Genomic DNA, 24,701 nt, shown 5'->3' on the forward strand with positions numbered 1-24,701 from the left:
AGCCGCCGCTCCGGCCAAAGCCGGGGTACTTGATACCCGGAGAATCCCGGATTCCCCGTTCCGCAGGAAAGACCGGCGGGTGTCCGTGTCCACCGGGTGAATCCCCGCGCAATGTCATCAGCGACAATTAATCTTAAGCAATAATCGAATATTATTATATCTTGCGGGAATGGTGGGCTGTCGGTCAACAGGGCAATAATTATGATGGAATAAGGATATTCGATGCAATGAAGCGAGCAAATATATATAAAAGAAAAAATGTTATATACTTGCACTCTTCATCGATGACTACGGCAGGTATTTGGATGGCGACTCAACCGTTTGTCGCCATAGACGTTTCTGAAGATGATGTGGTCAAAGTCAATCACATCAAAAATGCCTTGGAACAATCCAGAGAATATATTCCTCACCCCGCGCGTTCGTCCAATCTGTTCGAGCCGATTCTCAAACTTGCCGGTGTGACGTCGTATTCCGAGTTTACGGAATCGGCCCGATCGTGCTCCATCGAGCTCGAAGGCAGGAGGCTTCGGTTTATTCCATACAGGAATCTGGGGCCGCGAATCGGGCACGAAGAAATCACGGGCCGTATCAAATCGGTTTCAATCAACGCTTCCGCTGAAAGAATAACCGCCACGCTGGAAAGCGCGTTCGATGCTTGTGAATGATGCGGGGCGGCTCTCTCCCGATCGACGCCCAGATCATATGCTTCCGCCGGTGCAAGTCCATTTGTGGACCGTACGGTAGGGCGGGTGCGCGCATTCACTTCGGGTCGGCGCTCTTTAGCCGATAGGCGCGAAAGAGCCTGAGCGGAACGATCAGGGCGAAGAAGGGGATCGAGGACATCGCGGCGACGGTCGGTTCCAGGGGTCCGAAAAAGCGGGAGCTGAACACGATGACCAAAACGCTGTTCGTCATGGCCAGGCTGATGATGACCGCCAGTTGATCGTCGAGAAACTCCTTGCGGGAAACCAGGATGCCGGCCAGAAAGAGAAGGCCCGCCAGGCCCGTGGCCACCAGGGTCGCCGTCAGGATGACCGTCGGATCGCTTCGGAAAAAATCGGAATACTGGGAAAAGATTCCCAGGTTCGTCACCGCGAAACACAGCAGGGAAACGGGGTATTTCGTCTTCTCCAACATCGCTCCCAGGGCGGGCGCCACGCTCATCGTCGTTCTTGCCAGGACGATCGGAACAAAAATGACGATGCACAACAGGCGCATCATTTCGACAAACGAGATGTCCATGATGCGTTCGAGCAAAACCTTGACGAGCGCCGGGAGGGTGACCGGGACCAGCATCGAGGATGCGACCAGCATCACGAACACGAGAGCGCTGTTCGCCTGGAGAAGCTGGGCGAAATAGGGCGTCATGACCGCGGTGGACATGCCGCACAGCAGCAGGACCGCCAAGGCGTATTCCGGCAGGAACAGCCGGAACAGGAAAAAGACCGCGACGGGAAGGACGATCAATTTCAGAACCAGGAGCACGACGACCCTGGCACTGGAATGCCGGATGATTTTCCAGATTTCCGAGAGATCGATGGACAGGAAGCTGACGAAAAGCAGCACGATCATGCAGTGCAGGGGATACGGCTGAAAATATGCCCCGAAGCCCGGGAGCAGGACGCCGGCAAAAATCGTCGAGAAACTGACCGTCAGCAGCAGAAGGTCTTTGGTCGGCAGCATGAAGCATGGATTCTGAAATCGCCGGGGAGGCGGGATTCAGCCTTTCTTGGTCGCACTTCGTTCCGGAACGGGGGAGGGGGTGCGCGTACCCCTGGCCCACGAGAGCGGGAAAAACGGCCGGGAGACCTTGCTCAGGAAGGCCCGGCGCATTTCTTGTTCACCTTGCCGAGAAACTTCTCCCGGTCCACGATCACTCTTTCGTGGCGGCCCTCGCCGATCTTCTCCCGGTCGTCGTAGGCTTCCACGCGAAAGAAAAGCCTGCGGCCTTCGACGCCTTCCAGGGTCGCTTCGGCCCTGACGCCCATCCCGGGCGGGGTGGCCGCGATGTGGGAGGTTTCAATATGGACTCCGACCGACGTCTCGTTTGAGGGCAGATAAGGCTTCACGCAGTTGACGGCCGCGGCTTCCATAAGCGCGGCCATGGCCGGAGTGGCAAGCACCTCGATTTCGCCGCTGCCCATGGAAAGGGCGGTAATCCCGGCATCGACCGAGGTCCGGGAGGTTCCCTTGATTCCGGGCTGCAGCTTGTTCCGGTCGTTCATCTTCATCCTCCTGCGCGGGCGGTCATTCACCGCTGCCGCCGGCGCGTTCGACGATTGCTCTTCCTTCCGCAAGGACCCTGTCGTAGAGGGACTCCAGCGCCGCGTTGCTTCCTCGGAGCCCCGCCACCACTTTCTCCGTCCAGTCGAGGTATTCCAGTCGGCGCTCAACCGGCCAGTCGTGGGGCGGAGAATGCGTGATGTCCAGCGTGTTGCAGATCTTGTCGGCCAGCTTGATTGCCTTGGCGTGCAGGCTCAGGTTGGGAGCGTGCCTGATCTGCAGCGATTTTCGTATGGCCTTGGGCAGCCGCTTGTCGTCGGAAACCTCCAGGACCAGGGACAGCACCTCTCCCCCGAAGGACCGTTCAATCTCCCCAGGCGACGTTTCGGTATCCTCGATGATGTCGTGCAGCAGCGCGGCGACGAGCGCTCGAAGGTCATGGACGTTGCCCACGCGCCAGAGCAGATCGGCGACTTCAATGGGATGATTGATGTAAGGCGTCTGCACCGCATCCTTGCGCCGCTGGTCACGGTGCCTTTGAGCGGAAAATTTCAAGGCGGCCAGAATCACCGCGATGTCGTCAAAGGTGAAGCCTGTCATGACCGATGCTCCATCGAAAGGATTATCGGATCCTGTCGCGGTGACTGATGCCGCAATAAAAAGCATAACCCGCGCCCGCCTTGTCCTCAAAGCCGGGGAAGGCATCCGCGCCGCGCCGATCCCGGTTTCCCGCCGGATGACGATGGATATAATCGAAAAGCGGCGCCGGATCCACCGGAAATTCAAAAGGCCGCCGCGGCACTCCACCTCGGAATGATCTTTTTCCGCCACGGGCTTGTGAAACGAATGTCCATGCACCGGCCGGGCGAGTCTTGCTGCTCTTACAGGATGCCTTGTCCGCCGCCGCTCTGATCTCCACCGCCACTCCCGGAGGCCGATCCGGGTGCATTTGTGAAAAGTGCAGGTTTGACTCCGCGATCCACAAAATTTATGTGAAAACACTCTCAGTCCGAGAGATTCTCATGCGTCGTCGAGATTTCCGGCTCATGCAGGTTCGCGAAAAGTGAAAAGTGTAGGTTTGACCCCGCAGAAAACCTTGATCTTGACCGGAAATGGCAGTATCCACTTACGGAAGGATACCCCGCGGCGGTGCCATATCCCGGGGGCGGCATGTCCTGTGCCGCTCCGGAGAGGAGGAACGGCAGGCGGGCGGCGGGGGCGTGAGAAGGGGTGCCCGCGAGCTGATGCCGGTGCGGCGCGCGGGCAAGCGTGCCGGCCACAAACGAAACGTCCCGGGCGGAGGAACCACAGTCATGGAGTTGAACTGGTACGAGGACTTCTTTCAAGGGGTTGCGCTCGATCTGTGGAGGAGGGCGATCTCGGCGGATCAGACGAAGGCGGAGGCGGCTTTTCTGGCGAAGGCCCTGAAGGCGAAGAGGAACGGGAAACTGCTCGACGTGCCGTGCGGAAACGGGAGGCATTCGCTGGAACTGGCCAAGCGCGGCTTTCGCATGACCGGGTTGGACATCTCCGAGGAATTCATCCAGGAGGCTCAAAACCTGTCGAAGGCGCAAGGGGTGCTCATCGAATGGGTGCTGGGGGATATGTGTCAAATCCAGCGGATATCCGAATTCGACGGTGCGTTCTGCCTGGGGAACAGCTTCGGCTATTTCGATTACCAGGACATGCTGGCCTTCCTGCGACGACTCGCGAGGGCTCTCAAGCCGGGGGCACGCTTTGTCTTCGACTCGCACATGGCGGCCGAATCCATCCTGCCGAACCTCCGCGAACGCGAATGGTTCCAGGTGGACGATATCCTGCTCGCCATGGAAAACAGCTACCGCGTGGAACTGGGTTGCGTTGAGACGCAGTACACGTTTGTGAAGAGCGGGAAAGTGGAGAACCGGACGTCACTGCACTGGGTCTATACCCTCGCTGAAATCAGGCGGATGCTCGAGAATGCGGGATTCTCGATCCTCGAGACCCACGGCGGCATCGACGGCCGGCCGTTTGCTTTCGGGTCGCCGCTGCTGGTCGTGACCGCCCAGAAAGAATCCCAGTAGATCGTTGCGTTCCACCCCGGGTTTGCCGGAAGCTGTCGAGGATAATCCGCAAAAACCCGCGGGGCCCGACAGCGGGGCGTCCCGGCGGTTTCTCCGCCGTTTTCAGGGCTTGAAGCCCTGCTCGACCAGGATTTTGAGGCAGGCGTCCGTCACATCGGGATCGTACAGCGTATTCCGGTTTCTGTAGAGCTCCTCGATGGCCCCGTCGGTCCCGACGGCATCCCGGTATGGCCGGCCGGAGCTCATGGCTTCCGCCACATCGGCCACGGCCAGGATGCGGGCCTCCAGCAGAATGTCCTTCCCGGAGAGTCCCCGGGGATAGCCGGTTCCATCCATTCTTTCGTGATGCTGCAACACCGCCTGGGCGACGGGCCACGGGAATTTCACTCCCTTGAGAATATCGTAGCCCGCTGTCGGGTGTTGCCTGATCAGCGACATTTCCACGTCCTTCAAGAGGGTTATTTTGGTGAGGATCTCGGCGGGAATCGCGATTTTTCCGATGTCGTGGACCAGGCCGGCGAGCCTCACCGCGTCCACCACCTCGCCGGGGCAGCCCATTTCCGTGGCGATCCGGGAGGCCAGGTCGGCTACCCTCTTCTGGTGACCGGCAGTGTAGGGGTCGCGGATCTCGAACGCGGAGCTCAGGGCGTCGACCGTTTCCTCGAAAGCGCCCAGCAATTGTCGTAGCGTGTGGTTGAGCCTTTCGTCGGCGGAGCGCCGCTGGATGGCGATCCCATAGAGGGAGGCGAGCCTGCCGGCAAACACCAGGTCCTTTTCGTCGTAATCGCGGCGGGAAGTCCCCAGTGCCAGGATTCCGAGCAGCACATCTTCGGCCGTCACCGGGGTGATCAGGAACCTGAACCGCAATTCGTTCTCGTCCCGGCGAAGATTCGTCATGACGGGTTTTCGATCTTCCGACACCCTGTTCCACAACCGGCACAGGCGCTCCAGGACGGCTTCCCTGATGGAAGGATCGGGATCGTCCCACTGGTTCCCCCTCAGGTCGGGGCTTATCAGGCATTTCTTCTCCAGGCTGATGTAGTCGACGTAAGCGATGCCGCTGTCGGTCAACTGCCTGGCGTGTTTGACAACGAGCGCGGACAGCTCGTCCATGGACACCGGAAGCACCATGGCCTTCGCAAGCTCGGCAATGGCCATGTTCAGGGAAATTTCCCGGAGCAGATACCGGTTCGTCTCGATAAGGCTGCCCTGCATCCGCCTCTCCCGCTCTATCCGTCCGATCTTGGCCTCCAGTTCCCGGGCGCTGAAGGGCTTGATGATGAAATCGCCGGCCCCCGCCTCCACGATGTCCGTGTAGGAGTATTCGGACGCATATCCCGTCATGATGATGAAGTCGAGCTCGGGGAATTCCTCGAGCGCTTCGCGCATCATTTGAATTCCGTCCTTGCCCTTCATCCGGATGTCGGAAACGACCATTTCGAACGGTCTTTCATGCAGCATCCGCAAAGCATCGGCGGGGGCCGCGGCGGTTTCGGTCTCGTAGCCCCTGGAGCTCAGAATCTGCCTTACGACGTCACAGTAGCGCTCTTCATCATCAACAATCAGGATGCGTTTGACCATCGGTTCTCCCATCCGATTCGCCCGATCGTGCCGCAACCGGCTGCGCCCGGCGCCCCCCGTCGCTTCCCCCGTGGATCGTTCGCACGAATGCAATCGTGCGCAACGTGACGTCGGTCTTTTTCTGGATCAAGGTTCGAGAGCGACCGGGTGAGCGCCTGCCGGGTTCTTCGAGGGACGGAATCGGAAATGCAAAACTCGCGCATGTTCCCGAGGCGAGAGATGGCAACCCGGTGGCGCTATTGCGGATTCGTTACGGCCGGCCTCACTGGAAACCGCATGGAACCAGTCTCCGAAAGCCATTACTCGTGGTTTCGGTCGACAGACGTTGGGTGACACGATGATTTCCGGTCAACAGTCGACGGGCCGTAAATGACTCTGATCGGAATATTCGCAAATCACGGGCGTCCTGTCAACGGCCTGTTGCCCGGGGCAAACGGCGAACCCGGACAACCGGGGCGAGACGTTCTCGGGAATTTGCGGAAGACGATGTTCCACATGGTGGCCGGCAGTGAGATGCAGCAGTCCATCAAGGTGGCTGAGCCGCGGCGCAGCCTGCGGCCCGGGAAGAGGTGCCGGGCCTCGCAACGCCCGGGTCGTGAGACAGACCCGGGCGTTCGCCCTCATCGCGGGCACGACGGAGTTGTGCCCCCTTGGTCCTCCCTTTGCGCCCGGGTTTGGCGAATCGTCGGGCAATGTCTGCGCCGGCCCGCAGGAAGGGCTTATCTCTCGCCGTCGCGGTGCGGATCGAACGGTTCGGCGAAGAGCAGCCTTCGGGCACCGTCCTGAGCCAGGATCGGGCCGATGTCCCGGAGGGAATCCACGACCAGGACGGGAGTGCCCACTTTGGCCCAGGTGAAAAGATCCCGCGCCGGCATGAGGGGAAGGTTGATGCAGCCGTGGGAACAGTTCCCCCGTTCGATGTCGCCTGCGTGGACCCAGACGTGATCATATATCCTCAGCGCGTAGGGCATGGGGGCCCAGACCCCGTCGGCGTTCCTGTAGCTTCGCGAAACGTGATCGGCGTCCTTGTTCTTCACGGTGTAGAGACCGGCTTTGGTCCAGGCGTCTTCCTTGCCGATGCAGATGTAGGAATCGCCGACCATTTTGCCGTTCTCATACCAGCCGATGAAATGCAGGTCCTTTGAGATGAGGATGAACTGCGGAACCGTCTTCAGCTCGGCCAGGTATCCCTTCAGCGGCGTCCATTTCTTATAGGCCTCGAAACTGTTGGGCACCTTTATGGGCCTTCCGGCCTTGATGTCCTCGTCGATGTAATAGGGCGCCCTGGCATTGAGCTTGGACAGGATGTGTCTTGCGATGCTCGGGCTCAACTCCGGGTCGCATGCAGTGATTTGCAGGAGCTCCCGGTCGGTCAGGACACGCTGCCGCCAGCCCAGATCGGGCGGTGTGCCGGCCGGAACATGCCTGCGACAGGCGAAGGCGACATCGTCGCGGCTTTCCCCGTGAGGGGGGAATTCATAGAACGCCTGGGCCCCCATGGCTTCGCTCCATGAAAGCACAATCACCAGCGCCGCCCCCGCCGACCATCGCCACAGGTTCGGTATTCTCATGAACGCGCCTTTCCGCGTCAAGAATGGACGCATTTCCAAGTGCCTTCCCGCACACGTTCGCTCAACGAAACCGCGAGGAGCGTGCCGCGTGTCCAGGTATAAAATAGTCAACGCAATGCAAGAACGCCAGAAGGTGCCGGGATGGGCGGCGAACCGTCGGGACGGCGCCCGGCGGCTCGCAGGAGAAAAGACCGGCCCGCGCAACTTCCCACTTTGAGCTCGAAAGAGTGCCTGAATGAGAACCCACCCCCGCAGAATCGGGGTCAGTCTCGCATGCGGCCTCTCTTTGATTGAAGAATTCCCTGAAATTACGTCATTTTCCGGGACTCTGCCGGCGGGTCGCCGCCTCGCCCCCCGCGCTGCCCCGATCGCAGCATGCGCCAGATGATGGATGGAATCAGCAGGGTCAGGCCCGAAACGATGGCGGCGTCGGCCACGTTGAAGGTCCAGGAACGGAAACCGCCCCAGGTCACGATGATGAAGTCGACCACGTTGCCCCCGAAGACCATTCGGTCGAGCAGGTTGCTGACGCTGCCGCCGCAGAAAAGCGAGAGGGCCAGGGCCGGGAGGGGCCGCAGGCCGGGACCGAACAGGAGGAACGCAACGATGGCGCCGACAAGCAGCGCGGATGCGGCACCGGCGATTTCGCCGTGCCATTTTTCGGGCAGGTAATACTCGAAGCTGAAAACGGCGCCTTCGTTCTCGCTGTAACTGAACCGGATCACGTCTCCCGCAAAGGACAGTTCCCTGCCCCGGGACAGGTGTTCCGCGGCGATTCCCTTGGTGATCTGGTCGAATCCCACGCACAGCAAAATGGTGAACAGGGCCAGGACGATCCGTTTGCGCTGCCTCATCAATCCGCCTCTGAAAAGGGGTCTTCATTTCACCATGCACTCAAAAGGCGTTCGAACGAATGAGCCACATCTCGCCACAAAAAGCAATCCGTTTTCCACCAAGGCAGGGCGGCACTGTCCGTTTGGGCCTTCAAACGCAAAGCGCGAGCCGCCGCCGGGGCTGCCGTGTCGTTGGGCGAATCCGCGCCACTTGACACTGGTCTTGTCTCTTCATTGGTGCTACATTCATGCGCGGTCTATGATCGCCCGGCTTCATAGTCGAGCGAATATCATGGAAAAGGAGGATTGCTTTCGGGACGCTCGCTTCATATGGACGAAAGAGCCTGGCGTTCCTGATCTATCGGCGCCGTTTCCAGCGCCTGAATATTGACGGGGCGGAGGATGATCAGAGACTGCTTTTTCAGGCACGGCGGTAATGGTCGAGAGGTACTCTGTTGCAGCTGAATCCGCTTGCAGTGATAGTATTCGGTTCCGCAACCGTCCTGTTTCTTCTCGGTTGGAGCGGGCTGCGCCGTCGAAACGCCCGTGGGGCGACCGCCTTCTGCGTGCTCATGCTGGCGTGCGCCGTCTATTCGTTCGGCTACGCGTTCGAGCTCACCGTGACGACCCTCCCCGCCATGATGTTCTGGTTGAGAGTCGAATACCTCGGTGTTCCATTTATTCCCGCCCTCTATGTCGTTTTCGCCATTCAGCACGTTGGAGCGGACAAGTGGTTGACAAGGCCCGTATACGGCTTTCTGTTCCTTATTCCCCTGCTTACGTTTCTGCTCTTCCAAACGAACGAGTATCATCATCTCTATTACCGGACAGGCTGGATCAACGACTCCGGTCCCTTGCCGCTCCATTCCTTTACGCCGGGTTCCTTGTACTGGGTCCAGATGGTATATATCAGCGCCTGTTTCTTTTTCGCCAATACCCTGTTTCTCAGGATGCGCCTGCGTGTTCCGGAACCTTACAGGAAACAGGCCGACGTCATGCTGGTGAGCTCAGTGGTCCCCTGGGCGGCAAACATCGTCTACCTGGCCGGGTATAGTCCCTGGGGCATCGACCTGCATCCCCTGGCGTTCACCTTCAGCGGCATCGGCTTTGCCTGGGGGGTGTTCCGCCACCGGCTCCTGGATCTCGTGCCGGTGGCCCGCGCGACGGTATTCGAAGGGATGCGCGACGGGGTCATTGTGCTGGACAACCGGGGACGCATCGCGGACATGAATCCGGTGGCCGCACGGTTTCTGGGGGCGACGGAAGAAGCGATCGGTCAACCGGCCTCGGAGGTGCCGGCGCTGGGCCTCGAGCACACGGGAAGGATTCTCGCCGGAACCGAGGGACGGCTGGAATTCATGGGCGGCTCCCCCGAATGCCCGTTGTGGCTCGAAATGGACATCTCCACGTTGAAAGATCGTCGCGGGCTTGAAAGCGGACGGTTGATCGTCATGCGAGACATCACCGAGCGCAAACATGCGGAGACGGAACGGCTGGAGATGGAGCGGCGCCTTCTGCATGCCCAGAAACTCGAAAGCCTGGGGCTGCTGGCGGGCGGCATCGCTCATGATTTCAACAACCTGCTCATGGTGATCCTCGGCAACCTGGAATTGGCCCGGATGTCCATCCCCGCAAGATCTCCCGCTCACTCCAACATCACCGACGCGGCCGCCGGCGCTCACAGGGCCGCCGAGCTCACCCGCCAGATGCTGGCCTACTCGGGCAAGGGCATCTTCCTCAAGGATGCCCTGGATCTGAACCAACTGGTGAGGGATATGGGCAGCCTGTTGAAGGTCTCCATATCCAAGAGTGCTTCCCTGGAACTCAGGCTCGCCCCGGAGTTGCCTCTCATCATGGCGGATTCCGGACAGATGCAGCAGATCGTGATGAACGTCATCATCAATGCGTCGGAAGCTCTGGGCGAAGAGGGGGGAGTGATCACGGTCACCACGGCTGCGCGCGAATACGACGAGAAGGGACTGCTGCGCAGCTACCTGGAAGAAAAACCACCGGCGGGCCGGTTCGTCAGCCTGGAGATATCCGACGGCGGGTGCGGCATGGATGAAGAGACGCGCAGGCTCCTTTTCGACCCGTTTTTTTCCACCAAGTCGGTGGGCCGCGGCCTGGGGCTGTCGGCGGTGCTCGGCATCGTGCGCGGCCACGACGGAGCGATCATGGTGGACAGCGCCCCGGGGCGGGGAACGAAGGTGACGCTTCTGTTCCGCGTTCATGAAGAGAAGCCGGTTCAGCCGGAGCCGCGGGCTCCCGCGGTTTTTCCTTCCATGGAAGGGGATCCGGCCCTGTCTTCCGGGACGGTCCTGGTAGTGGACGACGAGGACATGGTCCGGGAAGTGTGCGAGGCGATTTTAAGGCATTTCGGCTTCAAGGTCTTGACGGCGGCCGGCGGCGAGGAAGCTCTGGATGTCTTCCGCGCCAACAGGGGTGAGATTCGGTGCGTGATCCTCGACCTGACCATGCCGATGATGGACGGTCCCACCGTGTTCGGCCACATACTGGCCGTTCAGCCCGAAATGCCGGTGATCCTGGCCAGCGGCTACAGCCTGGCCGAAGTATCCCGCCGATATGGCGATCGCGGATTTGCAGGGTTTATCCAGAAACCCTACAGCACCCAACATCTCTACGACGAGTTGCGAAAGGTGCTGGCGAACTGATGCCAACTCGCGTTCACGATTACACAACGCCGGTTCGCCAGGCTGTTGGGCGGGCGCAATTCAGGACCGTTTCCCCGGGACGGATCGAGCTCGGATTTTCTTTTTGAAGTCCGGAATGGGCTTGACAGTTAACAAAATAGCCAATAAGATTGTTAACAATCTGCCGGCGCGCATGAATGCACTGCCCTCATGCCGGGCACAGCGGCCGGCCGGGCCTGTCTCCCTCTTGGCCGGGGGCGTCGCCGGTCGATGCGACGCCCGGTTTCGGGTGTGTGGCACCGTGCACGGACGGGTTCCTGGCGGAAGAGCCGGCCTGGCGGTTCACGCGCCGACGTCTGCCAGGCACTTTGAGGCGGGCATGGTACCTGCCCGGGCCGACGTCCGGACAGCGGGGTCTGCGGCGACTGACACGTCCATCCCCCGGTAGACGGGAGAAAGAAGGCGATTCCCAGCATGCACACGGACTATCCCAAGATGTATCGCATTCGCCAGCGCTTCGATCGCAGCGCCATCGCCGACATTCCGAAAGCGGTTCGGGATGAATTCACCCGGGGCGATTTTGCCCGGAAGGTCCGCCCCGGCGAGAGGGTTGCGGTGGCGGTCGGGTCGCGCGGCATCAATCGGTTGGCGATGATCGTCGCCGCGATGGTGGAGTGTCTCAGGAGCATCGGGCTGCAGCCGTTCATCGTGCCGTCCATGGGGTCTCACGGTGGAGCGACCGCCGCCGGGCAGGAAGAAGTGCTCAAACACCTGGGGATCAGCGAAGCGACGGTGAATGCTCCCGTGGTCTCCAACATGGAGGTGATTTCTCTTGGCCGCATCGAGAACGGCGCGGACGTATTCGTATCCAGGAACATCGCCGAAGCCGATCACGTGGTTGTCATCAACCGGGTCAAGCCGCACACGGCCTTTCGTTCCGACGTCGAGTCCGGCTTGTGTAAGATGCTCACGGTGGGTTGTGGGAAGCACCTCGGGGCTCTGAATATGCACAAGTTCGGGCTGGGCGCTTCCATCAAGCCGGCCGCCCGGGTGATGCTCGATCGCCTTCCGGTGCTCTGCGGCCTGGCCATCGTGGAGAACTCCCTCGATGTGGCCCACACCTTCAGGATCGCGCGGCCCGAGGAGTTCATCGATGTGGACCGGGAACTTCTCGAGTTGGCCAAGCGGCTTCTCCCGAGGATACCCGTGGAACAACTGGACGTGCTGATCGTCAACGAGATGGGCAAGAACATCAGCGGGGGAGGGATCGACCCCAACGTGATCGGTTTCTGGCGGAGGGAAGGCGGACCCCGCACACCGGACTACCGCACACTGATCCTGCTGGACATTACGGAGCAGTCCCAGGGAAATGCGGTCGGAATCGGAATGGCCGATCTCACGACCAGGAGGGTCATGGACAAGCTCGATCTCAAGGCCACCTACACCAACGCGCTCACGACCGGTATCTGGGCCGCGGTGCGTTTGCCCATCGCCCTCGAGAGCGAGCGGGCCGCATTGGACGCGGCCCTTGCCCATGTGACCGATGTTTCCAGGGTCCGCATGGCGCGCATACTCAACTCCCTGATGCTGGAACATCTGTGGGTGACCCGGGAAGTGGTCGAGGAATTGCGGGCGGATAAGAGCATCGAAGTGGATGAAACCCCGATTCCCATCGTCTTCGATGCCGACGGACGCCTGTTGCCTTTCGACATGCCGGCGAGCGAGGAGCACGGCAAATAAGGCGACGAACGAAGTCCGTGCGGTTTCCCTGCTCCGGGGCGGGCGAGGGCACCCGGCACTGAATGCGGACCCGGATCGCCCGGCGATGACGGGACGGTTCGAAAACACGGCACTCTGCACGACAGGCATTGGAGTCGACCATGTCCGACCGCTTCACACCCGAGCAGATTGAAGAAATCAACCGGCTCCAGCAGAAGTATTTTGACGAAAACGTGGATCTTTTTGAGCCTCCTCTGCCGAGGGGGGTGCCGGAACGCTTGAGGGAGACCGTAAAGGCGAGCGGGCTTGCGCGGGGCGAAACGGTCCTGGACGTGGGAACGGGGACGGGGATCCTCATTGGGTTCATCGTGAAGTACGGGCCTTCGGAAATCCATGCTTGCGACCTGGCCGGGAACATGCTCCGGGCGGTGAAGGAGAAATTCCCCCGCGTCAAGACCCACCTGTGTGACGTCAGGGACCTGCCGCTCCCCGACGACAGCCTGGACGTGGTGTTCATCAATGCTTGTTTTTCCAACATTATGGACAAGCCGAACGCCCTGAGAAACCTGCACCGCATGCTGCGATGCGGGGGCAGGCTGGTCATCAGTCATCCACTGGGCAGAGGCTTTATCGTCGAACTGAAGAAACACACGCCCTTTCACCTGGACCTATTGCCCGATGAGGCGGCTGCCAGGACGCTGCTCGAGCCGCGCGGGTTCGAAATCGTCACATTCAGGGACGAACGCGAATTCTACCTCGTCGTTGCAAAGACCACCAAACAGGGATGATCCGTCACAACGCCGGAGGCGACCCTTCCGGGTCGTTTCGCGGCCCGCCTTCGAGGCGGTTTCAGGGACGCGGGCTCACGCCGCTGCGGAGCCGAACCGGGGCGCATCCCGTTGCGACTCCCGGGGGCTCGAGGCGAGGTAGAGCCGGATGTTGTGCGACAGGTTGTCGATGATGCCGCGGAACTCGGCCTCATCCTGTTCCAGCAGAGTCATGCGGAAGCCCTGTAACTCGGTGTTGAAGGACGAGAGCGGAACCACGCAGATGCCGCTGGAAGCCAGAAGATAATAGACAAACCGCTTGTCCGGCTGCATGTCGCCGTCGCGCGTCAGTTCCTCAACCAGGTTTCCGGCGTCACGGATGCCGATGGGCAGGGTTTGCCGACCGTTCAGCACTCCGTCTTCGAACACCACGCTCATGTAAAAAGCTCCGTCGGAGCGGTTGACCAGGACTCCGGGAACGTTCTTCAGCTGTTCGTGGGCCAGGTTCGAGAGCCTCTCGTAGCGTCGACGCCTTTCCTCCAGCCAGCCTTCGTATTCGGGATGCCCGAAGATACGCGGGATGGCCTTCTGGGGCAGGGTGGTGGAACACACTTCCACCATCTTGGCGTTGTGGATGCTCCTCACGTACCGGGCGAAGTGCGGATCCTTGCCGGCATTGTAGAATTCGATCCATCCGCAGCGGGCTCCCGGCCAGGGCAGTTCCTTGGATATTCCTTTCATTGCGAGCCCGGGGACATCCCCGATGATTTCGGCGAGCGGCTTCGCTTTCCGGCCGTTGTATACCAGGTTCTGATAAATCTCGTCCGCAATGATGAACAGATCGAACTCGCCGGCGATGGCGACGATCTCGCGCAAGATGCTTTCCGGGTAGACGGCTCCGGTGGGATTGTCCGGATTGATGAGCAGAATGCCGGCCACGGAAGGGTTGTATTTCACCCGGCGGCGCAGTTCCCGGGTGTCCGGGTACCAGTGGTCGTGAGGATCGAGAGGATAGGAAACCGGGGGCTGGCCGGCGTGGGCTGCTTCGGATGCCGAGTGCGTGGTGTAGGTGGGCGAAGGCGTGATGATGCGGGCGGTGCTTCGAAGAAGCCCGTAGACTTTGGTGATGGCTTCGCCCAGACCGTTGAAAAAGACGATGTCTTCCGGTGTGATGCGCACGCCGCCGTTACGGTTGTTTCGCCGTGCCAGGAATTCACGGGTTTCCAGGATTCCCTGCGTCGGGCAGTAACCGTAGGAGCCATCCTGCATGGCCAGGTCGGCAACGATTGCCTTCATCCACGCAGGAATCTTCTCACCCTTGGCCACCGGATCGCCGATGTTTTCCAGGTTGACCTTGACCCCCATTTGCTGCAGTTTTTCGGCTATTCCAATGATGTTGCGGATCTCGTATGTCAGTTTGCCGGCGCCCTTGTGTACGATGTCGGTTCGCATGATCCCCCTCGCTCCTGGTTTCGTCTCGCCGCGGTGTGCCCCGGACTCCATCGCCTCAAAATGAAAAAGGCCGCGAGTCCTTCGCAGCCCCTCAAACAAAAAGGGCTGCGTCCGTCTGCCCGCAGCCCTGAGTTTTCGTTTTTTTTTGGAGATTAGACCGTTCGCTCTCCTCTCAGAACCACGGGCCGCAGGGCTGCCAACGCCGCCGCGGCGCTGCTAGCCAGACACGCATTCCAGGCTCTGTGGCAGAGAGTGTACATATTTTACCTCAACTGTTTGACTTCTCTCACATGTCAATGCTCTCACATAACACGAACATTAATGGATGTCACGCCCAAAAAAGCCCCCACCGTCAATATTCGCCCGGCGAACGCCGGGCATCGCAGCCTCGGCGCAAGCAGACCCGAAATCCTTGCCCCGCCCGGTGTCTTGCCGGGACCGGGATGGAAGAGCCGTACCGGCGGAAAAAGCCGCCGGCTCTCCCATCGGAGCCCGCGAGGGCTTTCCGCCCGGCATGCCGGGGCATTCCGCCGAATTCGCCGCCGTGTCCCGCGTTGCCGGGGATAACTTCCGCCAGTGTCTTCTCCGATACGACCGCCTGCCGTCAGACCGCCTGAGCCGGATATCCTTGAGGGGACATGCGGCGGATGCCCGTTCGGGCTTCAAACCACCGTGACGGGGCATGAGGCGCCTTTGATGAGTTCATCCACGGGCGCCCCGAAAAACCGCTTCACCCAGGCGGGCCTTTGGGATCGCGTTGTCACAACGAGGGACGGCTTCCTCGCCTTGACCGCTTCCAGGCAGATGATCGCGAACTGACCCACCTGGACGTGTGTCTTGACTTCGATTCCTTCCTTCTCGGCCCGTTCGGCAATTTCCTCCGCGTGCTCCCAGCCTTCTTTCTCGTGCTTTTCCAGCACCTTGGCTTCGACGGACTCCCTCAGCTCACCGAAAAGCCTCTGGTCGGCATCGACCATGTAGCGGGCCAGATTGGAGTCTGCGACGTAGACTACAAGTAATTTCTTGATTTCTCGAGCTTTTTCGATTGCCACATCGATGGCTCTTTCGGATCTTCTGAATGTGGAGAGAGCCAGCATCACGCAACCTTCCATGCTTTTTCCTGCAATACCGGGTGGTTGAGTCATGACTTCCTCCATCGGCAAAGCATATGATGAGGTGAACGCGGGAAAACCCTGACGGAACGATGGTGCCGACAACGGAGACAACAACGCAGGATTGCCTCCGTATCGGTGATCGGTCGCCCGCCTGCACCGCAGTCGCAAAGAGCCGCGATCGGAGCGAACGGACTGCTCCATCCACGTTTGGAACCGGTCGCCGGACCCGTGCCGGACGTCACCGGGAAACCGCGGACGCGGAGGTGCCTGGCCAAAGGGACGGGGAGCGGCGCTCCACCGCCGCGAAAACGCGCCCCTTCGCCAAGGCCGGTCACGAGCAAAGGTTAACCGTGGCACCTGCCGCTTGCAAGGGAAATTCGAGGACAGGGAAATTCGAAGACGACAGGGAAATTCGAAGACGACAGGGAAATTCGAGGACAGGGAAATTCGAAGACGACAGGGAAATTCGAGGATGATTTCGGGCACATGGGGGGGAAACGGCGCGGATATCCGCGGCCCTTCGAACTTTTGGACTTCGTTTACCCATCGTGTTTGTTCTGCTGCGCCCACTCCCGCGCGTTTGATCTTGCACGCTTTCCGGTTTCCACTAGAATGTCCCGCAAGCGGGAAAATGCTTTGCCGTGAGGAGGGATTCAAGTCCTCATGCGGAGGTGCGTATAAGATTACACGACACCTGCCCGGCGGGAGGACATGCGGGCGGGGATAAACCCGCCCCTCGTACGGGCTGATGTGCCGGTCAGACGAGAGGGGGACTTTATGCCCTCCCGTCCTATGCACTCGTCTTGAACGCAATTGCCCGTGGCCCCGGCGTCACCCGCGAAGCATGAAAACGACTCACCTGGGAGTCTATTTCCCACTGAGCGAGGTATCACGGGATCGGCCCCCGGCAACGAAAATCACCCGGGGCTCACAGCGGAGCATGAAAACCGCCGCTTACATTCCCGCGCAGGCGGAAACTCGAGAAGACAGGCCGGCTTTCCGTTCCTGCGGGAATGACGGTCACACCTATCCACGAAAGAGAGGAGGATCGGGATGAGGAACGTCTCTTCGTTGTTTGCGATATTCTTCCTTTGGGCATTGCCGTGCTCCGCTCAGATGGCTCCCGTGCCGTCCGAGCCGCTGCCCGTGCGGAAGGTTGTTTTTTACAAGCATGGCATGGGCTATGTCGAGAGGGAAGGGAAGATCAAGGGTAACGCCACCCTCTCGCTGGCGTTTCGGTCCGACCAGATGAAAGATCTTTTGACCAGCTTCTTTGCGGTGGATCTGGGGGGCGGCAAGATTTCATCGGTCCGGTACGAAACCCGGGACCCGCTTTCCAGGCAGCTCAAGGATATTCTCATCACGGTGCCCGAGCAGACGGCGCTCAGCCAGTTCCTGGCCCAGCTCAAGGGTGCCCGTCTGACGGCCAAGGCGGCCGGAGAGGTAGTCGAGGGCCGCATTCTGGGCATCGAGCCGGTCTCGGAGGTGGTCGGCGGCCAGGAGGTCCGGAAAGGCTACCGGCTGGTGCTCCTGACCGATGCCGGTCCCATCCGGTCGCTTGATCTGTTCGGCATTTCCGAGTTCATGCTGGCCGATGACGCGCTTCAGCGGGATCTGCGCAGGCTGCTCGATCTTTCCCTCGACAGCAAGTACACCAACCGCAAGAAGCTGACGTTGAGTGCCGCGGGGCAGGGGGAGCGACTGCTGCGCATCGGCTATCTCATCGAGATGCCCATCTGGAAATGTTCCTACCGCGTCATATTCGACGAGAAGAAGAAGGATGCCGCTCCGCTCCTCCAGGGCTGGGCACTGGCCGAAAACACCACCGAAGACGACTGGCAGGATGTGACGATTTCCTTTGTCGCCGGGAATCCGCTCTCCTACGTGATGGATTTGTATTCGCCCTACTACGTGCGACGCCCCCAGGTGCAAATCCCGGGCTTTCAGGACCTGGCGGTGGACTGGGGTGCGTCTTCGTCGCCCGATCTGATCGAGGAAGATGAGGCGCCGATGGTGAGGGAGGAGCGGCCAGGCCCGGCACGGAAGGCAAAACGGTCCGCGCCCGCGGGGGCGGCCCAGAGCATGGATCGGGCCGGAGCTCTCCCGGCCCCGGCCCCGGGCGCCGCTCCTGCCAGGCCGATGGGAGAGCTTCTGGCTTCGAGCACCGGCGACGAGGCCCAGGGAACGCAAGTCGGAGAGCTCTTCAGTTTCGAAGCCAGGGAAAAGGTCTCCATTCCCCGCGGTCAGGCCGCCATGGTTCCGATCCTCTCAAAGCAGATCAACGGCCGCCGTCTCGCCTATTACAAGAGGGCTTTCTCGTCCAGGGTCACCAACGCGTTCGTGATGCGCAACGACACCGACGTGACGCTGGAAGCCGGGGCGGTCACATTCTTCGAGGGCAGCACCTCTCTTGGGGAGGGCATACTCAACCACACGCTCCCCCCGGGGAGCCAGGAGGTCGTCCCATACGCCCTGGACCCCTCGGTGGACGTCGTGCCGCAGCATAAGACCCTGCGTGAACCGCACTTCAAAGGCCGCCTCGTGGACGGCATCCTCACGCTCACCTGTGTCGAGACCCTCACCAGCACCTGGAAAATCGTCAACCGCGGCAAGGAACCGGTCACGCTGTGGCTGAACCAGCCCAAGAACGCCGGTTTCCGACTGGGCAAGCCCGAAAAGCCGCTCAAGGAGGTGGACAACCACTACCGCTTCGAGGTGCCGCTCAAGGCCGGAGAAACGACGGATTTCGTGGTCGAGGAGAAACGCGACGTTCGGGAAACGGTGCAACTGGCAAAGAGCAGTGAAGATCAGATCCGTTTCTACGCGTCGCAGCGGTATCTGTCGGGGGGTGCCAGGGCGTTCATGAAGGATCTCGGTGACCTGATGGCTCAGAGAGCCGCCCTTCAACGGCAGATCGACGACTGGAATCAGCAGGTTCAGCGCCTGAGCGACGAACAGTCACGCGTGCGGTCCAACCTCGGCTCGCTGCGTTCGGACCAGCCCAAGGAGCAGGAATTGCGGGCCAAATGGGTTGCTGCCCTCGCCTCCAACGAGGAGCACCTCACGGACCGGCGGGGAAAACTCGACGAGGCCGGCGTCAAGATCCGCCGGTTGGAAGACGAAGTGGCCAGGAAAATCCGCGAGTACAAGGACGAGTAGCTCCCCCGGCCCGGTCGTCGCAACCCGGAGGCGCCTGTGCGTCATGGTGTGCGTGAGGAGAAGGAGGACGCCGGCATTCGCCGGCGCGGGAGGTTCTACTTCGTTGCCTCGAACTTTCTGCTGCGCACGGCTTCCTGCAGGCCGGTCAGGATTTCTTCGCACTGGGCGGCCACTTTTCTTTTCCTTCCGAGGGAGAGCTCGAACGATTTGACGTTGGTGTTCAGGCGCGAGAGCCTGATCACCTCGGCGGTGACCGCTTGGAAGTCGGCGTAGGCTGCGGCGGCCTCCCGTAACGCAGGCCGATTCGCTTCGGGAACGACGATTTCGAGTTCCTTCAAAGATTCCTTGACCGATTCCTCATGGAGCCGTATTTCCTTTTCGATCCGATCCATTTCGGCAGGGTCCGAGGCGGCGATATGGGGCGGGAGCAGGAAGTAGACCTTGAATCCCGCCCTGAGGGCTTCCCAGGCGAGCGTCTGTGCCTGGCCGCCCTGAACGGTGAGCGGAAGATTTCTGCCGAGATCCGCGAGGCTGCGCTCGAACCGCTCCAGGGTCTTCCCGCCTTCGTTGAAAGAGAGGGCCGATGCCTTCAGGTTGGTATTCTCCACCGCATACTCGAGGATCTGCTTGTCAAGGCTGCGCATTTCCGACCAGCAGGTGTTGAACTCCTCATAAAGCGCCGTTTCCCTGGTCAATCGATCCTGCTCGATGATGCGGCCGAGCTCCACGCGGTCGCGTTCGACGGCGTCCGCCATCTGCCTGGACTGTTCTGCGAGGGTCCTGGACAATTCGTCCGTGACCGCCATGACCGCGCCCTTTTCGATATCCACCGACTTCAGAAGGTTGATTCTCATCCCGGACAGAAGGTCTTCCTTCTTGATCAGTCTGTGGACCTGGCTCTCGAGGCCGTCGTCGGCGGTCTTGAACTTGAAGCCGATGAAGGCCAGCAACAGCAGAAGAAAGACACCGCTGAGCAGGGACAGCTTGAGCCCCGCTCCATGGGAAGAGGATTCGTTGCTCATTTTCACGGACCTCCAGCGTTCGGGGTGGCGTATTCGCACAATCGGCCAAAGGACCATCGGGGCGCCCGGGCTTCCACAGTCCCCGCTCCACCGGCGCGAATGAAACGACCCAGGGGAACGTTCGCCGGGGGAGCGGCCCGCAATCCGGTCCTCACGGGATTTGCAGTCCCGGACCGCGCTCCCGCTATATCGCTATCTGCAGGCCAAGCTCGACCACCCGGTCCGGAGGAATATCGAAGTAAGCGGTCGGGGTTCCTGCATTCCTCGACATGTAGACAAACAGCGCTTTGCGCCATTGCATCATTTTCGAATCGCCCCCGGTCAGCAGCGATTCCCTCCCGAGATAGTAGGACGTCCTGGCGGGGTCGGTAACGATGCCCTGCATGGAAGCAAGGCGCATGATCGTCGGAATGTTCGGCGTTTCCATGAATCCGTACGATGCAATGATGCGGTAGAACCCTTGCCCCAGGTCCACGATGTGCAGTTTTTTCCTGTCCGGGACGGTGGGAGTGTCGGTGGAAGTGATGGAAAGAAGGATCACTTGTTCGTGCAGCACTTGGTTGTGTTTGTAATGATGCAGGAGCGAAACGGGTATTCCCATGGGCGAGACCGACATGAAAATCGCGGTTCCGGGCACGCGGGGAGGATTGTGCCTGGCCACATCCTCAAGGAACAGATTTTCCGGGAGGCGGGAGCTCAATATCTTACGCGCCAGGGCCGCCCGGCCGTCCTTCCAGGTTATCATGGATGTCGCGACGATCGCCGCTATCGTGAGGGTAATCCACCCGCCGTCGAAAATCTTGAAGAGATTCGCGCCGAAATACGACAGGTCGAAAAACAGAAACAGCACCAGGAGGGGGACGGCCCTGGCGAGCGACCATTTCCACGTCCTGGTGATGACGAAAAAGAAAAGGATCGAAGTGAGCGCCATGTCGGCGGTGACGGCGATTCCATACGCACCGGCAAGACCGCTCGATTTCTTGAACACAAGCACCAGCCCGAGGCAGGCGATCATCAGCAGGTAGTTCACTTCGGGGATGTAGACCTGCCCGCGTGTCTCTCGTGAAGTGTGGATGATCCGCATGCGCGGACAAAACCCCAGTTGGATGGCCTGCTGCGTCAGGGAGAATACCCCCGAGATCATCGCCTGGGAAGCGATGACGGTGGCTATTGTGGAAAGGCAGACCATGGGATAGAGAAGCGTCCGGGGGACCAGCCCGTAAAAGGGATTGAAGGCGAAGTTAGGGTCGCTGAGAAGAAGGGCTCCCTGGCCGAAGTAGTTCAGCAGCAGAGCAGGAAAAGCCAGGCCGAGCCAGGAGAGCCGGATCGGGTTGCGCCCGAAGTGGCCCATGTCTGCATAAAGAGCTTCGCCGCCGGTGATGCAGAGCACCACCGAACCGAGCACAACGACCCCCACGAACCGGTTGGCGGCGAAGAATTCGAAGGCGTACACCGGGTTGACCGCCAGCAGGATGTCCGGTCTATCCACGATCTTCCCGGCCCCCAGCGCGGCAATCGTGACGAACCACACGATCATGATCGGGCCGAACACATTGCCGATGACCCCGGTGCCGCGACGCTGTACGAGAAAGAGCGCAAGAAGCACCACGCAGGTGAGCGGGACCACCAGGGGTTTGGCGGCTTCGGTCGCCACTTCGAGCCCTTCGACGGCCGAAAGGACCGAAATGGCCGGCGTGATGACCCCGTCCCCATACAGGAGCGAAGCCCCGAGTGTTGCCGCAAAAGCCACCACCCCATGCAGCCTGGGCGAAATCCTGCCGCTGTCGCCGGGGATCAGGGCAAGCAGGGCGAAGATCCCGCCCATGCCGTGATTGTCCGCGCGCATGACGAACACGACGTACTTGACGCAGATCACCATGGTCATCGACCAGAAAACAAGGGAAAGCACGCCGAAGATGTTGGGCTCGTTCAGGGCGATGGCATGCGTTCCGTGGAAACACTCCCGGATCGAATAGAGCGGGCTCGTTCCGATGTCGCCGTACACGACGCCCAGGGAACCCAGTGCCAGTAAGAACGTGGTGGACGAGAACAACGGGCTGGACTTGTGCCCGTCCGAAGATTCGTTTGAATGGTTTTGCTTTTCCATTGGTCAACTGATCCGGGATTCACATAATCGGAAATAGTCCCAGTCGAAAAAAGCGCTCGGATTCCCATGACCCCGTGGGCCCGTCAGGCGTCGCTTGTCCTGCCCGGCATGAACATTCCTTGATCGGGCCCCGGAGCGTCCCGCTCACTGTTCCGCGCCGCGCCAGGTCCTTGCCAGCAGATTTTTTCCCAACTGGGTTGCCGCGAGGTAGAGCGTTGCGGCCCCGTACGCCAGCGCTGTGCCCGCATAGACTCCGTACAGCGGGTAACACAGGTTTACGGTGATCGCGTAAATCACCACCGAACCCAGCCCCTGCGGGACATGCTTGACGATCACGTAAACGTATTCCGGGCTGTAGGTCAACTGAATGATCACCATGAGCGGAAGCATGATGTTGGGAAACGCGGAGAACAGTCCCGCCCAGGTCGGGCCCACCACCCTGGCCGTGGATATGATGAGCACGATGGTGCCGGCCGCGAAAAGCGATCTGACGACCAGCAGTTTCGGGCTCATCCTCACTCTCTTGTCAATCCTTACGTCCTCGATGTTTCTGACCAGCCAGGTGAAGACCACGATGGAAAGGGCCGGAACCACGAGCGCCATGCGCAGACTCAATGTCAGGGTGCTCAAGATCGCCGCCATGGCGAAATAACCGGCGAGTCCCGCCAGACAGGCCAGCACCACGTGGAGGAACCTTCGCTTCAGTCGCGCGGCGGGCACGGATGCGCGGTAGTAGGAGTACCCGAACGCCAGGGTCGCCGCAACCCCCGCGGCGGTGTGCAGAGCGCTTCCCGCGGCGAAGCCGGGATCGATCTCCACTCCCATGAAAAAAAGGGTGATTGCCGCCCCCAGCGGAAATCCCGTGAGAATGCCCGCAAACCTGGGACTCACCACCTCCGCAAGAATGGAGAGGACCACGGTGATCACGGTGACGGCCCCCACCTTGATGAGGGTCGTCACACTGAGGAGCTCGCTCATCGCTTCCATGTAAAAGCAGTCCGTTCGTCACTCGGGTGCTCGCGCAGGGAGCGCTCGTCGGTATTTTCCGAAGGCCTCGGGAACGATCCGGCGGCGACAGGGCGTCCCGGAAGCCGTTTCATGGACGGCACACCACATGGGCCGTCCATGATTTCGGTTCTTCGTGCCGCGCGGCCGGCATCCGGTTTCCGTCCAATCATCGACAAAGTTGACAAAATCGTCAATATTTTTGTTAACAAAAATATGTGCCGCTTTCCTTTTTATCAAGAGTCGATCTCCCATTCGTCCAATGACGAGGGGACACCGAAGTATGGCTCCCGGCGCATCTTTGTCAAGGATTATTCCAGGGACCACGAAAACGAGGGCGGACTCGGCCTTGCGCGCGCTATTGCAGGAGGTCGGCTCGGGTATGCCGCGGCGAGACCGCGGCATCTTCTTTCCCAATCCCTGGAGGCTGCAGCCCGAAGTCATGGAACCCGGCCCGCGCCCCAGAGTGCCCATGGCATCCGTCACGCCCGTGGCGCAAACAGCATGGCAGGCTCTCTGACGTCACTCCGGAGTGCTTTCGTAAGCCTACGCCCCATGGCCGTTCGCGGGAATGGCGAACTGCGCTTCGCCCGGTGACGTCAAGCGCGGCGGGAAGCCGGGTCCGGGATCGACGGGAAACGTGCCCGCCACCGGGCCGCTCCGGGGAGATGTTCTCCACGACTTCCTGGCAGGGGTATTCTCTCAGCTCAGTCGCTCATCGGCGCCTCGGCCGGACCCGATCGAGGTCAACGCTTTTCTGGTGTGGAGCTGCAGAAGGTAGAAATCCTTGGCGTGAGTAATGTGCCGTCTGGCCAACTCATCCAGTTTGGCCGTGTCCTTTGTTTCCAGTGCCGTCACATACTCGTCGTGCTCCATGAGTATCCGGTTCACGATGGCTTGCGAAGACCAGGACGAATGGCGCAGAATGTGGCAACGGGCCTTCAGTTGGTTGATGATCTGCAGGAGGGTCTGATTCCCGGCAAGTTTGAAGATGTAGTCATGAAAATTGGCGTTGGAGGCGACCATGGCTTCCAGGTCCCTGAGTTCGAAACTCTCCCGGATGCGTTTGGCCATCCGTCTGAGCGCCCGGATGTCGGCAGGTTTCACGTTTTGGCAGGCCAGCCTCGTGGCAAGGGTTTCAAGGCTGATCCGGACCTGGAATATCTCCTCGATGATCTCCTCGTCCAGGTTGCTCACCATGGCTCCCTTGTACGGGACAATGGTGACCAGCCCTCTTGTTTCGAGAATTTTGAGGGCGTCCCTTATCCAGAACCTGCTGACGTTGAGAGCGGCGGCCAGGTTGAGTTCTATGAGCCGCTCGCGGGGGTGGAAATAACCGGTGAGGATCATGCTTTCGAGTTTTGCGACCAGGCTTTCGAATTCGAGCTTCGGGTTTTTCTTCGGAAACGTCATGATTTTCTCCATTCCAGCGG

18 protein-coding genes are annotated in these 24,701 nt (G+C 60.4%); 6 read left to right on the plus strand and 12 right to left on the minus strand.

Features of this window, described 5'->3' with window-relative positions; translation table 11 throughout:
• The first annotated feature begins 227 nt into the window (after positions 1-227).
• Positions 228-665: a hypothetical protein gene (locus tag SFUM_RS18375; RefSeq protein WP_150109560.1), complete on the plus strand. Its 438-nt coding sequence runs from the start codon at positions 228-230 to the stop codon at positions 663-665.
• 94 nt (positions 666-759) lie between these two features.
• On the opposite strand, the gene SFUM_RS18380 is transcribed toward SFUM_RS18375, so the two are convergent.
• The 3 genes from SFUM_RS18380 to SFUM_RS18390 all read right to left on the minus strand — a co-directional run bounded on the left by SFUM_RS18380 (position 760) and on the right by SFUM_RS18390 (position 2,823).
• A complete protein-coding gene (locus SFUM_RS18380; RefSeq protein WP_011700354.1) occupies positions 760-1,683 on the minus strand; it encodes a bile acid:sodium symporter family protein in 924 nt (307 codons plus the stop codon).
• A 131-nt stretch (positions 1,684-1,814) separates the two neighbouring features.
• The gene (locus SFUM_RS18385) at positions 1,815-2,225 is read right to left on the minus strand and encodes a thioesterase family protein (protein WP_011700355.1); all 411 of its coding nucleotides are present in this window, start codon (positions 2,223-2,225) and stop codon (positions 1,815-1,817) included.
• A gap of 22 nt (positions 2,226-2,247) precedes the next feature.
• Positions 2,248-2,823: an HD domain-containing protein gene (locus tag SFUM_RS18390; protein ID WP_011700356.1), complete on the minus strand. Its 576-nt coding sequence runs from the start codon at positions 2,821-2,823 to the stop codon at positions 2,248-2,250.
• Positions 2,824-3,536: 713 nt separating this feature from the next.
• On the opposite strand from SFUM_RS18390, the gene SFUM_RS18400 reads away from it, so the two are divergent.
• Positions 3,537-4,286 (plus strand): class I SAM-dependent methyltransferase, encoded by a 750-nt coding sequence (locus tag SFUM_RS18400; protein WP_011700358.1) that lies wholly within the window; start codon positions 3,537-3,539, stop codon positions 4,284-4,286.
• A 102-nt stretch (positions 4,287-4,388) separates the two neighbouring features.
• Here SFUM_RS18400 and SFUM_RS22095 read toward each other — a convergent pair whose 3' ends face one another.
• The 3 genes from SFUM_RS22095 to lspA form a co-directional block, all read right to left on the minus strand.
• Positions 4,389-5,867: an HD domain-containing phosphohydrolase gene (locus SFUM_RS22095; RefSeq protein WP_011700359.1), complete on the minus strand. Its 1,479-nt coding sequence runs from the start codon at positions 5,865-5,867 to the stop codon at positions 4,389-4,391.
• 719 nt (positions 5,868-6,586) lie between these two features.
• A complete protein-coding gene (locus SFUM_RS22100; RefSeq protein WP_167321378.1) occupies positions 6,587-7,438 on the minus strand; it encodes a L,D-transpeptidase in 852 nt (283 codons plus the stop codon).
• Between the two features lie 308 nt (positions 7,439-7,746).
• Positions 7,747-8,292: a signal peptidase II gene (lspA, locus tag SFUM_RS22105; RefSeq protein WP_011700361.1), complete on the minus strand. Its 546-nt coding sequence runs from the start codon at positions 8,290-8,292 to the stop codon at positions 7,747-7,749.
• Positions 8,293-8,726: 434 nt separating this feature from the next.
• Here lspA and SFUM_RS18420 point away from each other — a divergent pair, with 434 nt between their 5' ends.
• From SFUM_RS18420 to SFUM_RS18430, 3 genes are all read left to right on the plus strand, one after another.
• Entirely contained in the window at positions 8,727-10,943 is a 2,217-nt protein-coding gene (locus SFUM_RS18420) for a histidine kinase N-terminal 7TM domain-containing protein (protein WP_011700362.1), read from the plus strand.
• A 453-nt stretch (positions 10,944-11,396) separates the two neighbouring features.
• On the plus strand, positions 11,397-12,662 hold the full coding sequence (locus SFUM_RS18425; RefSeq protein WP_011700363.1) for a nickel pincer cofactor-dependent isomerase, group 22: 1,266 nt from the start codon (positions 11,397-11,399) through the stop codon (positions 12,660-12,662).
• Between the two features lie 140 nt (positions 12,663-12,802).
• Positions 12,803-13,429 (plus strand): class I SAM-dependent methyltransferase, encoded by a 627-nt coding sequence (locus SFUM_RS18430; protein ID WP_011700364.1) that lies wholly within the window; start codon positions 12,803-12,805, stop codon positions 13,427-13,429.
• A gap of 75 nt (positions 13,430-13,504) precedes the next feature.
• Here the strand turns inward: SFUM_RS18430 and SFUM_RS18435 are convergent, their stop codons facing one another.
• Together SFUM_RS18435 and SFUM_RS18440 are read right to left on the minus strand one after the other, a co-directional pair.
• Positions 13,505-14,860, minus strand: a complete 1,356-nt coding sequence (locus tag SFUM_RS18435) for a pyridoxal phosphate-dependent aminotransferase (protein ID WP_011700365.1) — start codon at positions 14,858-14,860, stop codon at positions 13,505-13,507.
• Positions 14,861-15,522: 662 nt separating this feature from the next.
• Positions 15,523-16,005 (minus strand): universal stress protein, encoded by a 483-nt coding sequence (locus SFUM_RS18440; RefSeq protein WP_011700366.1) that lies wholly within the window; start codon positions 16,003-16,005, stop codon positions 15,523-15,525.
• A 1,023-nt stretch (positions 16,006-17,028) separates the two neighbouring features.
• On the opposite strand from SFUM_RS18440, the gene SFUM_RS18445 reads away from it, so the two are divergent.
• On the plus strand, positions 17,029-19,134 hold the full coding sequence (locus tag SFUM_RS18445; RefSeq protein ID WP_011700367.1) for a hypothetical protein: 2,106 nt from the start codon (positions 17,029-17,031) through the stop codon (positions 19,132-19,134).
• Between the two features lie 95 nt (positions 19,135-19,229).
• On the opposite strand, the gene SFUM_RS18450 is transcribed toward SFUM_RS18445, so the two are convergent.
• The 4 genes from SFUM_RS18450 to SFUM_RS18470 form a co-directional block, all read right to left on the minus strand.
• A complete protein-coding gene (locus tag SFUM_RS18450) occupies positions 19,230-20,156 on the minus strand; it encodes a BAR domain-containing protein (RefSeq protein WP_011700368.1) in 927 nt (308 codons plus the stop codon).
• A gap of 184 nt (positions 20,157-20,340) precedes the next feature.
• Positions 20,341-22,263, minus strand: coding sequence for a potassium transporter Kup (locus SFUM_RS18455; protein WP_011700369.1), 1,923 nt, complete (start codon positions 22,261-22,263; stop codon positions 20,341-20,343).
• 144 nt (positions 22,264-22,407) lie between these two features.
• Positions 22,408-23,250: a hypothetical protein gene (locus tag SFUM_RS18460; protein ID WP_011700370.1), complete on the minus strand. Its 843-nt coding sequence runs from the start codon at positions 23,248-23,250 to the stop codon at positions 22,408-22,410.
• Between the two features lie 720 nt (positions 23,251-23,970).
• Positions 23,971-24,681 carry a GntR family transcriptional regulator gene (locus SFUM_RS18470; protein WP_011700372.1) on the minus strand — a complete coding sequence of 237 codons (711 nt, stop codon included), beginning with the start codon at positions 24,679-24,681 and terminating at the stop codon, positions 23,971-23,973.
• Positions 24,682-24,701: the final 20 nt, after the last annotated feature.

It is taken from the genome of Syntrophobacter fumaroxidans MPOB, from assembly GCF_000014965.1.
Taxonomy (GTDB): Bacteria; Desulfobacterota; Syntrophobacteria; order Syntrophobacterales; family Syntrophobacteraceae; genus Syntrophobacter; species Syntrophobacter fumaroxidans.